Origin of the sequence: Paenibacillus sp. FSL R7-0026 (genome assembly GCF_038004485.1) — a bacterium.
GTDB lineage: Bacteria > Bacillota > Bacilli > Paenibacillales > Paenibacillaceae > Paenibacillus > Paenibacillus xylanexedens_A.
The window spans coordinates 802725-817039 of sequence record NZ_JBBORG010000001.1; the positions used below are offsets into that span (position 1 = coordinate 802725).

The following is a 14315-nucleotide window of genomic DNA, read 5'->3' on the forward strand; positions in this document are numbered from 1 at the left end:
ATCATGCCACTCCTTGTCAGCTGAACCCTGGGTGAAGAATCTTCATCAGGGTCATTTGTCGTTTTTCAATATGGCTTCAACATCTCTAAGGGGGAGTTAGTAATTATGGATCGTTTCTTTAAATTAAAAGAAAACGGAACAAACGTTAGAACGGAGATTGTTGCGGGTCTCACTACGTTTATGACAATGGCTTACATTCTTTTTGTAAATACGTTGTTCTTGGGGCAAGCCGGTGCGGGGATGTCGGATAATGCAGTATTCTTTGCAACAGCCGTCGGCGCCGGATTAATGACTATTATTATGGGATTGTTCGTGAATATTCCGATCGCACTTGCACCAGGTATGGGGCTGAATGCGTACTTCATGACTGTCGTTCTAAGTTCGAATGGAGCGATTACTTGGCAAGCGGCTCTCGGAGCGGTATTCCTTTCCGGTATCGTGTTCATTATTTTGACCGTGACGAAGATTCGTCAAATGCTGCTTGTTGCAGTTCCACAGTCGATCAAAATGGCTATTACGGTGGGTATCGGTCTCTTTATTACCATTATTGGTTTCAAACTTGCTAATCTCGTGGCTGTAACAGTTAATGTTGCACCAGACGCAGATCTGAGTCAGCCGATTCCAGGTAGCAGTTTTAACTTGTCATTGGGCAACTTTGTAACACATCACGATGCGTTGCTGGCCCTGATTGGTTTGCTCCTTATTGCTATTCTGATGGTTATGCGCGTCAAAGGCGCTCTGCTGATCGGGATCGTAGCAACAACGCTGATTGGTATTCCGATGGGCGTTACGAATCTGAGTGGTCTTTCAGGCGCAAGCTGGTTGCCTAATTTCAGTGATCTGGCGGTTGGACAGCTGGATTTGAAAGGTGCCATCAGTCTCGGATTGTTCGAGATCATTTTCATCTTTACCTTCGTTGAATTGTTCGACACGTTTGGTACGATGGTAGGTACTGCAACACGTATGGGGATTATGAAGGATAAGAAAAAAGGCGAGAAAACGATCGGTAAAGCGATGCTCGTCGATGCAGTTGGTGTCAGCGCAGGTGCTGCACTGGGTACAAGTACCATTACAGCATACGTTGAAAGTGCTTCAGGCGTTGAGGCGGGTGGACGTACAGGACTGACTTCGGTAACAACAGGTTTGTTGTTCATTTTGGCCCTGTTTATCGCACCGCTTGCGCTTGTTGTTCCATCCGCTGCGACAGCTCCGGCATTGATCATCGTGGGTGTGCTTATGATGAGTCAAGTGCGCAGCATCGAGTGGGATGATTTCCTGCAAGCTTTCCCTGCGTTCCTTACGATTGTATTGATGCCTTTCACAGGTGGAATCGCAAACGGGATCTCCGCAGGTATCGTATCTTATGTGATTCTGGCGGTGTTCAGTAACTTGGTTACAGAGCGTAAAGTGAAAATTCACTGGCTTATGTGGATCTTGGCGCTCATTGTAGTTTGCCGATACGTATTTATTGGTGGGGAGTAAGGGTTCATTAGGTTTAATGAAGAATACGGAGATAAGTTGTTTACCTTATATATGAAAGAAGCGGAAGCCAGGGGATTTAAACCCGGAGCTTTCGCTTTTTTTTGTATTCTTTTCTTGAGCAAATGAATTTCAAAAATGTTTTCCTTCTATATAGAAGGAATGAGTATAATGTTCTATGATCTGTTGGTTGTTTATCCAATGAAATCATCGGTTAATAAGTTCTATAACGTGATGAGTATGTACTCTATACAACATGAGTTTCTCTATAATTGGATTAGGGATCATATGAAAAACCTTTTTGCGTATTTGAGTAAATTACTCCGATCATTAAAGTTAGTGCGCAGATGTATCATTTAGCTGGTTATAAGGAGATACTTGTTAAAAGGTCTACAGGGTGCTCATTTCATAAGAATATAATGTTTATTGAAAAAAGACTTGCGTTCCATAACTGTACATGGTATATTCTATTTCCGGCCAAAAAAACACGAGATACACGGTGCGGCAAGCAAATGAAATAAGCTTCGAAAGAAACTTAAAAAAAGAGCTTGCAAAGTTGGTTCGGACATGATATTATATAAGAGTTGCTGAAGAGAACGGCATTCGGTAACAAAAAAAAGTTTGATCTTTGAAAACTGAACAACGAGTGAGTAAACATTCTGCTTGCAGAATGAACGCGAAAGTTTGAGACAAGCCTTGGCTTGGATCGGCTGGAGCACAAATGAGATTTTTAATCTCGTCAGATTCAAAATGAGCTTATCGCTCTTTTCAATACTTTATTGGAGAGTTTGATCCTGGCTCAGGACGAACGCTGGCGGCATGCCTAATACATGCAAGTCGAGCGGAGTTGATAGGAAGCTTGCTTTCTTGATACTTAGCGGCGGACGGGTGAGTAACACGTAGGCAACCTGCCCTCAAGTTTGGGACAACTACCGGAAACGGTAGCTAATACCGAATAATTGTTTTCTTCGCCTGAAGGGAACTGGAAAGACGGAGCAATCTGTCACTTGGGGATGGGCCTGCGGCGCATTAGCTAGTTGGTGGGGTAACGGCTCACCAAGGCGACGATGCGTAGCCGACCTGAGAGGGTGATCGGCCACACTGGGACTGAGACACGGCCCAGACTCCTACGGGAGGCAGCAGTAGGGAATCTTCCGCAATGGGCGAAAGCCTGACGGAGCAATGCCGCGTGAGTGATGAAGGTTTTCGGATCGTAAAGCTCTGTTGCCAGGGAAGAACGCTTGGGAGAGTAACTGCTCTCAAGGTGACGGTACCTGAGAAGAAAGCCCCGGCTAACTACGTGCCAGCAGCCGCGGTAATACGTAGGGGGCAAGCGTTGTCCGGAATTATTGGGCGTAAAGCGCGCGCAGGCGGTCATTTAAGTCTGGTGTTTAATCCCGGGGCTCAACCCCGGATCGCACTGGAAACTGGGTGACTTGAGTGCAGAAGAGGAGAGTGGAATTCCACGTGTAGCGGTGAAATGCGTAGATATGTGGAGGAACACCAGTGGCGAAGGCGACTCTCTGGGCTGTAACTGACGCTGAGGCGCGAAAGCGTGGGGAGCAAACAGGATTAGATACCCTGGTAGTCCACGCCGTAAACGATGAGTGCTAGGTGTTAGGGGTTTCGATACCCTTGGTGCCGAAGTTAACACATTAAGCACTCCGCCTGGGGAGTACGGTCGCAAGACTGAAACTCAAAGGAATTGACGGGGACCCGCACAAGCAGTGGAGTATGTGGTTTAATTCGAAGCAACGCGAAGAACCTTACCAGGTCTTGACATCTGAATGACCGGTGCAGAGATGTACCTTTTCTTCGGAACATTCAAGACAGGTGGTGCATGGTTGTCGTCAGCTCGTGTCGTGAGATGTTGGGTTAAGTCCCGCAACGAGCGCAACCCTTATATTTAGTTGCCAGCATTTCGGATGGGCACTCTAGATAGACTGCCGGTGACAAACCGGAGGAAGGTGGGGATGACGTCAAATCATCATGCCCCTTATGACCTGGGCTACACACGTACTACAATGGCCGGTACAACGGGCTGCGAAATCGCGAGATGGAGCCAATCCCAACAAAGCCGGTCTCAGTTCGGATTGCAGGCTGCAACTCGCCTGCATGAAGTCGGAATTGCTAGTAATCGCGGATCAGCATGCCGCGGTGAATACGTTCCCGGGTCTTGTACACACCGCCCGTCACACCACGAGAGTTTATAACACCCGAAGTCGGTGGGGTAACCGCAAGGAGCCAGCCGCCGAAGGTGGGATAGATGATTGGGGTGAAGTCGTAACAAGGTAGCCGTATCGGAAGGTGCGGCTGGATCACCTCCTTTCTATGGAGAATCGTTTCCTGCAACGGAAACATTCAAATACGCAGCTTAGCTGCAAAACACTCACTCGTTGTTCGGTTTTGAGAGCTCAAACTCTCAAAACAGCTTGCTTTTGCATGGAGCTTGTTCTTTGAAAACTAGATATCGAAACGAAACAAACGCGAATTAGAACATTCCTTTTTAGCTGAACTTGTGTTAAACAAGTTTCAATAAAAACGGTAGATTGCTGGAGCGAGTGATCGAAATGGAGCGATTTTTGGATTTGGACGTAGTCCAAACCAAGCGGAGCGACAGCTCGAACACGAGCGCAATGGTTAAGCTACTAAGAGCACACGGAGGATGCCTAGGCGCTAGGAGCCGATGAAGGACGTGGCGAACAACGAAACTGCCTCGGGGAGCTGTAAGCAAGCTTTGATCCGGGGGTGTCCGAATGGGGAAACCCAGCTGGGGTAATTTCCAGTTACTCACAACTGAATACATAGGTTGTGCAGAGGCATACCAGGGGAACTGAAACATCTAAGTACCCTGAGGAAGAGAAAACAATAGTGATTCCGTCAGTAGCGGCGAGCGAACGCGGAGAAGCCCAAACCAGAGAGCTTGCTCTTTGGGGTTGTGGGACGTCTCACATGGAGTTACAAAGGAACCGGTTAAGCGAAGAGGTCTGGAAAGGCCCGCCAAAGAAGGTAAAAGCCCTGTAGTTGAAAGTTGGTTCCCTCCGAGACGGATCCCGAGTAGTGCGGGGCACGTGAAACCCCGTATGAATCCGGCAGGACCATCTGCCAAGGCTAAATACTTCCTAGCGACCGATAGTGAAGCAGTACCGTGAGGGAAAGGTGAAAAGCACCCCGGAAGGGGAGTGAAATAGAACCTGAAACCGTGTGCTTACAAAAAGTCAGAGCCCGTTTTAGGGGTGATGGCGTGCCTTTTGTAGAATGAACCGGCGAGTTACGTTCCCGTGCAAGGTTAAGGTGAAGAGCCGGAGCCGCAGCGAAAGCGAGTCTGAATAGGGCGATGTAGTACGTGGACGTAGACCCGAAACCGGGTGATCTACCCCTGTCCAGGGTGAAGGTGCGGTAACACGCACTGGAGGCCCGAACCCACGCATGTTGAAAAATGCGGGGATGAGGTGGGGGTAGCGGAGAAATTCCAATCGAACTCGGAGATAGCTGGTTCTCCCCGAAATAGCTTTAGGGCTAGCCTCGGAAAACAGAGTCGTGGAGGTAGAGCACTGATTGGGTGCGGGGCCCGCAAGGGTTACCAAGCTCAGTCAAACTCCGAATGCCATAGACTTACTTCCGGGAGTCAGACAGTGAGTGCTAAGATCCATTGTCAAAAGGGAAACAGCCCAGACCATCAGCTAAGGTCCCCAAGTGTGTGTTAAGTGGGAAAGGATGTGGAGTTGCACAGACAACCAGGATGTTGGCTTAGAAGCAGCCACCATTGAAAGAGTGCGTAATAGCTCACTGGTCGAGTGACTCTGCGCCGAAAATGTAACGGGGCTAAACACACCACCGAAGCTATGGCTTGATGCTTTGCATCAGGGGTAGGGGAGCGTTGTATAAGGGTTGAAGGTGTACCGTAAGGAGCGCTGGACATTATACAAGTGAGAATGCCGGTATGAGTAACGAAAAGATCAGTGAGAATCTGATCCGCCGAAAGCCTAAGGGTTCCTGAGGAAGGCTCGTCCGCTCAGGGTAAGTCGGGACCTAAGGCGAGGCCGAAAGGCGTAGTCGAAGGACAACAGGTCGAAATTCCTGTACCACCGTAAGCCGTTATGAGCAATGGGGGGACGCAGTAGGGTAGTGACGCGGACTGATGGATGTCCGTCTAAGCAGTAAGGCTGATGTGTAGGCAAATCCGCACATTGTAAGGCTGAGCTGTGATGGGGAGCGAAAATTATAGTAGCGAAGGTCATGATCTCACACTGCCAAGAAAAGCCTCTAGCCAGGTGAAGGTGCCCGTACCGCAAACCGACACAGGTAGGCGAGAAGAGTATTCTAAGGCGCGCGGAAGAACTCTCGTTAAGGAACTCGGCAAAATGACCCCGTAACTTCGGGAGAAGGGGTGCCCCGGTAGTGTGAATAGCACGAGGGGGCCGCAGTGAAAAGGCCCAAGCGACTGTTTAGCAAAAACACAGGTCTGTGCGAAGCCGTAAGGCGAAGTATACGGGCTGACGCCTGCCCGGTGCTGGAAGGTTAAGGGGAGTGGTTAGGAGCAATCCGAAGCTGTGAACCGAAGCCCCAGTAAACGGCGGCCGTAACTATAACGGTCCTAAGGTAGCGAAATTCCTTGTCAGGTAAATTCTGACCCGCACGAATGGCGTAACGACTTGGGCGCTGTCTCAACGAGAGATCCGGTGAAATTTTAATACCTGTGAAGATGCAGGTTACCCGCGACAAGACGGAAAGACCCCATGGAGCTTTACTGCAGCTTGATATTGAATTTGGGTACGATCTGTACAGGATAGGTGGGAGCCTTTGAAGCATGAGCGCCAGCTTGTGTGGAGGCAACGTTGGGATACCACCCTGATCGTATCTAGGTTCTAACCTGGTACCGTAATCCGGTGCGGGGACAGTGTCAGGTGGGCAGTTTGACTGGGGCGGTCGCCTCCTAAAGAGTAACGGAGGCGCCCAAAGGTTCCCTCAGAATGGTTGGAAATCATTCGAAGAGTGCAAAGGCATAAGGGAGCTTGACTGCGAGACCTACAAGTCGAGCAGGGACGAAAGTCGGGCTTAGTGATCCGGTGGTACCGCATGGAAGGGCCATCGCTCAACGGATAAAAGCTACCCTGGGGATAACAGGCTTATCTCCCCCAAGAGTCCACATCGACGGGGAGGTTTGGCACCTCGATGTCGGCTCATCGCATCCTGGGGCTGAAGTAGGTCCCAAGGGTTGGGCTGTTCGCCCATTAAAGCGGTACGCGAGCTGGGTTCAGAACGTCGTGAGACAGTTCGGTCCCTATCTGTCGTGGGCGTAGGAAATTTGAGAGGAGCTGTCCTTAGTACGAGAGGACCGGGATGGACGTACCGCTGGTGTACCAGTTGTTCCGCCAGGAGCACCGCTGGGTAGCTATGTACGGACGGGATAAACGCTGAAAGCATCTAAGCGTGAAGCCCCCTCAAGATGAGATTTCCCAGTATGTAAGACCCCTTGAAGACGACGAGGTAGATAGGCTGGGGGTGGAAGTGCAGCAATGCATGGAGCTGACCAGTACTAATCGGTCGAGGGCTTATCCAATAGCAAGTTGTAAATCGCGTGTTTCGTTTCGAATCTAGTTTTCAGAGAACAACAACTCTGAAATGTAAGCTAAGCTATGCGTTTGGTGGCGATGGCGGAGGGGTTCCACACGTACCCATCCCGAACACGACCGTTAAGCCCTCTAGCGCCGATGGTACTTGGACCGCAGGGTCCTGGGAGAGTAGGACGCCGCCAAGCAATAGAAGACACACTTGATGATATCGAGTGTGTCTTTTTTATTTTAATCCTAAATACTTATATAAACCTTAACAGCCCTGGTAAATAACTAGGGCTGTTTTTTTATTTCAATATTTATGACAATGTTAAATAACTTTAAATGGTTCATTTCTCTATCATCGATTTAAGTATAACAACTGTCTAGCCCTTTATTTGGTCGCAAGCCTCCGCAAGGATTGTAAGGGAGTTCTGCAATGCACGCTGGGTTTCCGAATCAATAATGACTCCTTGTTTGTTCATTTTCAATGTAATATGAGGAATAGTTAAGCAGCCCTCTTGTAAGACTTGTGCATTAATCATGTTTAGTGTAAGCAATAAGGAAGCATGGGCTTTGTCACCTCCCATGGGGCTTGGGGAAGCAGCAATGACAATGGTGGGTTTATTGAGCCATTCCCCAGAAGATACAATCCAATCTAGTGCATTTTTTAAGACCCCAGGAACGCCATTTCCATACTCTGGCGTACAGATAAGGACACCGTCCGAATGCTTAAGTTGGGCTCTCAAGTTCTGTACGGACACTGGGCCCTCCGCGAAATCGATGTCAGGGTTAAAATGCGGTAGATCATTTAATCCATCATATACTTCAAACTTAAGGTTAGGCGTAGCCAGCTTAATCATGGCGTGCATTATTAACGTATTGGAGGACTGATTGCGCAGGCTTCCGGAAATGGCAAGGATATTTAATTCTTTTTTCATGGGGATAGATCATCTCTATTCTTTAGTAATGTAGGGCAATCTGTTTATTTTCCTCCTGATGGAATGAGCTGTCTATAGAAAACGCATATAATTAAGGCATTCTTCATGTTAGTCAGGCGATATCCACAATTCTTCATCAAAAATGCATGCCATCGTTTGTATTGCTCTGGGTAATAGAATGAAGAGATCACTTTAAAATAAACAACTAACGAAAGTATCATAATAAATATTTTTTTAAAAATTAGTACCAAGTACTAAGACTTAGTGCTATAATAGTAAAAAACAAGTGAGGTGACTACCGGTATGAATCATCAATCAAAGGCAACCATCACGGCAATGGGGACGTATGTACCGGATCGAATATTAACGAATGCTGATCTGGAGAAATTAGTCGAGACAAGTGACGAATGGATTGTGCAACGTACAGGCATGAGAGAACGGCGAATTGCAGCTGAAGATCAATTTGTATCTGACCTGGCTACGAAGGCTGTAGAAGATATGATACGTCGCTATGATGTAAGTGTAGAAGATGTGGATATGATCCTTGTGGCTACAAGTACACCTGAATATGCTTTCCCAAGTACGGCATCCAGAGTACAGGCTAACCTTAAGATCCCACACACGGGCGTACTGGATTTAAATGCTGCATGCGCAGGTTTTACCTACGGGCTACAGCTAGCCGACAGTCTGGTGACCAGTGGAATGTACCGAAAAGTACTGGTTATTGGAGCAGAGACGTTATCCAAAATTACCGATTACACAGACCGCACGACTTGTGTACTGTTTGGTGATGGAGCTGGGGCCTTCTTAGTGGAGAGATCATCGGGTGCTGAAGGTGACTTTATGGCAGCCATATCAGGTACACATGGAGAAGGCGGTGTACATCTCTATAAGAGTGGCTTGTCTTCGGAGATGAATGGTGTGCCTTACAGGGCGAAGGTTGTTTAGTTCAGAATGGGCGAGAGATTTATAAGTGGGCTGTACGGACGATTCCAGAGCAATTGGGTAAACTTATAACGAAAGCTGAATTAAGCCCTGACCAGATTGACTGGTTTGTCCCGCATAGTGCCAACATGAGAATGATTGAAGCTGTTTGCGAACGTGGTCCGGTTCCTTTGGAACGTACTTTAACCAGTGTTGAGTATCGTGGGAACACATCTGCTGCTTCCATTCCGCTTGCTTTACAGCTTGCAGTGGATGAAGGGAAGTTGAAAGAAGGACAGAGCGTAGCTCTCTTTGGCTTTGGCGGTGGTCTGACGTACGCAGGTTTGGTTCTGAAATGGGGCGTGCCGGACAGGGTTCAGTAATGAATAACATCCGAATGTATGCAACGCAAAGATAAATAGAGAAAATAAAAGAGACCACCCAAACTTCATGTAGTCATGAAGAGGGTGGTCTCTTTAGTGGGTTAACTCGTTTCAAAAAAAGTGATATGATTGCATCTATTTTTTGTGTTACCCGGAATTGCTTAATCCCATAAATATTTTACGGCGTAAGCTTAGGCGCTTGGCGGTGATGTGTACCTTGTTCGTAGCTGTAAGCCAGCTTGATCAAGGTTCCTTCATCAAAGGCGCGACCCAAGAATTCCATACCTACGGGCAAACCATCAGTTGTGAAACCGGCAGGTACAGTGATCGCCGGGAAGCCGGAGAATGGACTCAGACGGTTGTTACCACCGGAGTTTTGTCCTTCGCCAATAACACCAGCGGCTTGTGTGGACGTAGGATAGATGATGGCATCCAGGTTATTATCTGCCATAACTTTCAGCAGGGACTCACGTGTAACTTGGGTACGTTTCAGGACGATGTCCTTATATTCGGTGGTCTCCAGGGTTTGGCGTGCATCCCGAGTCTTCATGGATTGTTCTTGGGACTTATCAAACTCTCCGGAAGCGATGATCTCGGACAGACTGTGATATGGAGCATCTGCACCCAATGACTCCAGATAGTCATTCAACTGGAACTTGAATTCATATCCACTAAGGCTTGGGTACTTATTGATCTCAGTTAAGTTCGGTATGGAAATGGGAACTGCAGTAGCGCCCAGTGTCTTCAGTTCTTCCACAGCTGTGTTGATCACGTCAGCAACGGCTTTTTCTTCAGCTTTGGTACTTGGGATGAGTTCTGCAGCCACACCGATGCGTGCACCTTTCAGTCCGTTTACATCCAAGAAGTCTGTATAGCTGGAAGGGATTTTTCCAACCGCGTAAGCTGTAGCGACATCTTTTTTATCATAGCCGGCTGTAGCATCGAGCATGATTGCAGCGTCACTAACGGTACGGGCCATAGGTCCACCGACATCCTGTGTCAAAGCCAATGGGATAATGCCTTCACGGCTGGACAGTCCAATGGTTGGGCGGATACCCACAAGGCTGTTGAAGCTGGATGGGATTCGGATTGAGCCACCAGTGTCTGTACCCATGCCGGCTGCGGCAAAGTTAGATGCAATGGCAGCACCTGTTCCGCCGCTTGAGCCACCTGGATAATGGTCCAGGGCGTATGGGTTCAATGTTTGTCCGCCCAATGAGCTGGATGTTGTGATGCCAAATGCGAATTCATGCAGGTTTGTTTTGCCCAAAATAATGGCGCCAGCTGCTTTGAGTTTCTTCACTTGTTCAGCATCGTGAGCTGGAATGGAATCTTTCAGACAGATACAGCCTGCGGTTGTCGGCATGTCATTGGTATCGAAATTGTCTTTCACTAGAATCGGAACGCCATGCAGAGGCCCGCGAGCACCTTGAGCTGCACGTTCTTCATCCAATTGCTCCGCAATTTTGAGCGCATCCGGGTTCAGAGTTAATACGGCGTTGATGCTCACACCTTGATCATCGTATTTCTCAATGCGGTCCAGATATTTCTGAACTAGCTCTTTTGATGTCAGTTTTCCTTGCGTCATAGCGGTCTGGAGATCCATAATGGTTGCTTCCTCCAGAACAAACGGTTTTATGTAGTTATAAATGCGATCTTTCAATACAGATAGGTCATTCTCCGTAAGTACAGCGTTTGGAAGGAAGAGGGATTCCGTATAACCTTTCATCAACCCCGCAGTGTTCAATGCACCAACAGCACCTGCGAAAGTGGCTTCATCCGGGACATCCTTGAATGATTCGGTAGTCGAATCCAGCTTGAGCCATTGTTGCAAGGCGACCGCAGCATCTTTGCGTTGTACGGTTGTGCCGGAGAGCTTGCCCATGGTAAAAGGAACACCTGCAAGTGTAGCCGCTTCTTCCATAGCCTGAACAAATGCTGCCGGAGTAGCTGGCGCTTTTCCTTTGGATACAGCTGCTACTGTTGTTTTACTCGTAGGCGTTACCGTTGCGGCTGATGCCGAAGGTACTGTTCCTCCCCATGTTGTGGCAACAACAGCTCCCGCCAGTAACAAAGCCCCACTTTTTTCAATACAGATCCATGATAAGTCATGCATCCACGCTCCCTTCCTGTGTCTCATTGATGTGTGTAGCAGCGATTCTGTTTCTATGCTTTTGACACATTGTATAGTTATGTCAGGTAATCTTACAAGGTTTATATTTATCCAAAAAAACGTATACATCAATACTTTACAGTGTTAATACTTATTCATACTTCTGTTTACATGTACTCAGAAAAACTATTACAAATTTTAATGTTAGGAAATATAACACTTTATCGATATGTTGATTAAACATGAGGTTACAGGATACGAGTAGATTAGGAAGTAGAGATGACAGAGCATACCTTTAGTGTGAAATGATATAATGAATAGATAGGAATAAAAGAGACATAACGTTCTACCAGAGAGGAAGAGATATGAAGTGAAGACATTGGTACTCGCAGAAAAAACCGTCTGTGGCACGCGAAATAGCCAGAGTTATGGGTGCGCGTGATAAACATAAAAGTTATATGGAAGGCCCGAAATATATCGTTACCTGGGCACTTGGACATCTGGTTGGATTAGCTGAACCCGAGGATTACGATAAAAAGTATGCAACATGGAATCTGGAGGACCTGCCCATTCTGCCAGAGCGTACGAAACTGAAGGTACTTAAAGAGACCAACCATCAATATAAAGCAGTACAGCAGCTGATGAAACGTCAGGATGTGGGTGAGTTGGTCATTGCGACGGATGCGGCTCGTGAGGGAGAATTGCTGGCCCGTTGGATCATGCAGATGGCGGGGTGGAAAAAACCTTTTAAACGCCTGTGGATTTCATCCCAGACAGATAAGGCGATTAAAGACGGATTTGCTTCGCTGAAGCCAGGCAGTCAGTTCGACCGTCTTTATGAATCTGCACGCTGCCGTGCGGAAGCCGACTGGATGATTGGACTTAACGTGACCCGTGCACTAACCGTTCGTTTCAATGCGCAGTTGTCTGCTGGACGGGTCCAAACGCCGACCTTGGGCATGATTATGGATAGAGAAAATGAAATTAACGGTTTCCGCTCGCAGGAGTATGAGACGTTAACGGCAGATTTGGGTGGTTTTCAGGCTGTGTGGCGGGCAGCTGGGGGAGATTCACGAATTTTCGACCCTCAAGAAACGCAAGAATTGAAGAAACGGGTAGACGGGCGCAAGGGCACGATTGCTCAAGTGAAGAAAAGCGAGAAGGTTGAGCCTCATCCACTGGCATATGATCTGACGGAATTGCAACGGGATGCCAACCGGAAGTATGGTTTCTCTGCAAAGCAAACATCAAACGTCCTGCAGCGTCTGTATGAACAGCACAAGCTCGTAACGTACCCACGTACGGACAGCCGATACCTCACTACGGACATGACAGCTACGTTGAAAGAACGGCTGGACAGTGTAGCCATTGGACCTTATGCGTCTCTGGCACGTCCTTTGCTGCGCAAAAATCTGAATATCACCAAACGTATTGTGGATGACAGTAAAGTTACGGATCACCATGCGATTATCCCCACGGAGCAGACGGTGCTTCTGAATCAACTGAATCCGGAGGAACGCAAATTGTACGATCTGATCGTACGTCGTTTTATCAGCCTGTTTTATCCGGCCGCGAAGTACGATTCAGTTGCGATCACGGTTCAAGTGGGGAAGGACTCCTTCCATGTCAAAGGTACAACGGTGAAAGAAAGTGGTTGGCGTGAAGTATACGGCGGCGATTACAGCGATGATGACGATGACCGGGCTGACGATGCAGCAGACCATGAGCGTGCGCTTTTGCCAGATGTACAGCAAGGGCAGTCGGTGACGGTTCAGCGTTGTCATGTTAAAAGTGGACGGACGATGCCGCCCAAAAGGTATACCGAAGCTGCTTTGCTTTCCCAGATGGAAAAGCATGGACTCGGCACTCCGGCTACACGTGCGGATATTATCGAGAAGCTGGTCAGTTCCGATACAATAGATCGTCAAGGCAACAGCATGCACCCGACTGGCAAAGGAAAACAGTTGATTGAACTGGCTGCTCCTCAGCTTCGTACACCGGATCTGACTGCTCGCTGGGAAGCTGAACTGGAACGCATCGCTCGTGGGCAAGGGAAACCGGGGCCGTTTCTGGATAGTATCCGATCCATGGCGAAAGAGCTGGTGTCTACGGTAAAAGGCAGCAAAGCGGAGTATAAGCCGCATAATGTGTCCAATAGCCATTGTCCGGACTGTAACGCACGGTTGTTGGAGAAGAAAGGCAAGCGCGGCAAGTTTCTTGTATGTCCTAACGAGGACTGTGGATATCGTCGTTCGGCAGAAAAAAGATTGTCCAATCGTCGTTGTGCGCAGTGCCACAAAAAGATGGAAATCAAAGAAGGCAAGGCGGGGTTATATGTACAATGTCTACCTTGTGGTATTACAGAAACGTTGGATAAGGACAAACAGCATGTGAACAAACGCGATCAGCAAAAATTAGTTAAGCAGTATGCGAAGCAAGAATCGATTGGGTCCAATCTGGGCGATCTGCTGAAGGCGGCTATGGAGAAAAAAGGGCAGTAACACGCTTGAGGTAGTTGAGATCGTGCCTCGTGCGGTATGAGCCATGCGAATGATGTACTCATTTACTCCAAAGGGACTGATTATAACTTTTCTCTACTCATCTATGTGAAGTCGTATAAGATCCTTCGTTTTCAGGCAACGTAAGCCAAGGAGGTGATACCTACATGCCGCACAACAAACCAGAGAAAATCCATAATCAGCAAAACAAAGACAGTATTCGGGAAGAGAGTATCGCTGTGCGCCCGGACAAAGCAGCCAAAAGAGCACCAAGCCTGAACGGTATTCCAAAGCAGGAGTCCTAGGTCAGAGCGAGGTTAGCGTTATTACACAAAATTGCGGTTCCCTATCCGGTGCGTTGAACATGTCTCTAATGAGGATTATAATGGAGGCAGGGAGATGTCCCGGGACAGGGGGATCGC

5 protein-coding genes, 3 rRNA genes and 1 pseudogene are annotated in these 14315 nt (G+C 48.0%); 7 read left to right on the forward strand and 2 right to left on the reverse strand.

Going from position 1 to position 14315, the window contains the following annotated elements; translation table 11 throughout:
• Positions 1-105 precede the first annotated feature (105 nt).
• The 4 genes from MKY44_RS03755 (at position 106) to rrf (ending at position 7240) form a co-directional block, all read left to right on the forward strand.
• Positions 106-1482 carry an NCS2 family permease gene (locus tag MKY44_RS03755; RefSeq protein WP_047841443.1) on the forward strand — a complete coding sequence of 459 codons (1377 nt, stop codon included), beginning with the start codon at positions 106-108 and terminating at the stop codon, positions 1480-1482.
• Positions 1483-2255: 773 nt separating this feature from the next.
• Positions 2256-3808: ribosomal RNA gene (locus MKY44_RS03760) — 16S ribosomal RNA — on the forward strand.
• Positions 3809-4117: 309 nt separating this feature from the next.
• Positions 4118-7042, forward strand: a 23S ribosomal RNA gene (locus tag MKY44_RS03765).
• Between the two features lie 81 nt (positions 7043-7123).
• Positions 7124-7240: ribosomal RNA gene (rrf, locus tag MKY44_RS03770) — 5S ribosomal RNA — on the forward strand.
• Together the 16S, 23S and 5S rRNA genes form the textbook arrangement of a ribosomal RNA operon.
• Positions 7241-7420: 180 nt before the next feature.
• Here the strand turns inward: rrf and MKY44_RS03775 are convergent.
• On the reverse strand, positions 7421-7975 hold the full coding sequence (locus MKY44_RS03775; RefSeq protein ID WP_341006071.1) for an NADPH-dependent FMN reductase: 555 nt from the start codon (positions 7973-7975) through the stop codon (positions 7421-7423).
• A 303-nt stretch (positions 7976-8278) separates the two neighbouring features.
• Here MKY44_RS03775 and MKY44_RS03780 point away from each other — a divergent pair.
• Positions 8279-9282: pseudogene (locus tag MKY44_RS03780) on the forward strand (ketoacyl-ACP synthase III).
• Between the two features lie 178 nt (positions 9283-9460).
• On the opposite strand, the gene MKY44_RS03785 reads toward MKY44_RS03780, so the two are convergent.
• Complete coding sequence (locus MKY44_RS03785; protein ID WP_341006072.1) at positions 9461-11398, reverse strand: amidase family protein; 1938 nt, start codon at positions 11396-11398, stop codon at positions 9461-9463.
• Positions 11399-11799: 401 nt separating this feature from the next.
• On the opposite strand from MKY44_RS03785, the gene MKY44_RS03790 reads away from it, so the two are divergent.
• Together MKY44_RS03790 and MKY44_RS03795 are read left to right on the forward strand one after the other, a co-directional pair.
• A complete protein-coding gene (locus MKY44_RS03790; RefSeq protein WP_445670632.1) occupies positions 11800-13896 on the forward strand; it encodes a DNA topoisomerase III in 2097 nt (698 codons plus the stop codon).
• 164 nt (positions 13897-14060) lie between these two features.
• A complete protein-coding gene (locus MKY44_RS03795; RefSeq protein ID WP_017690703.1) occupies positions 14061-14198 on the forward strand; it encodes a hypothetical protein in 138 nt (45 codons plus the stop codon).
• Positions 14199-14315 lie beyond the last annotated feature (117 nt).

Coding starts and splice junctions, on each gene's coding strand:
- MKY44_RS03755 (WP_047841443.1), top strand. CDS start 106: ATGGATCGTTTCTTTAAATTAAAAGAAAACGGAACAAACGTTAGAACG.
- MKY44_RS03775 (WP_341006071.1), bottom strand. CDS start 7,975: ATGAAAAAAGAATTAAATATCCTTGCCATTTCCGGAAGCCTGCGCAAT.
- MKY44_RS03785 (WP_341006072.1), bottom strand. CDS start 11,398: ATGCATGACTTATCATGGATCTGTATTGAAAAAAGTGGGGCTTTGTTA.
- MKY44_RS03795 (WP_017690703.1), top strand. CDS start 14,061: ATGCCGCACAACAAACCAGAGAAAATCCATAATCAGCAAAACAAAGAC.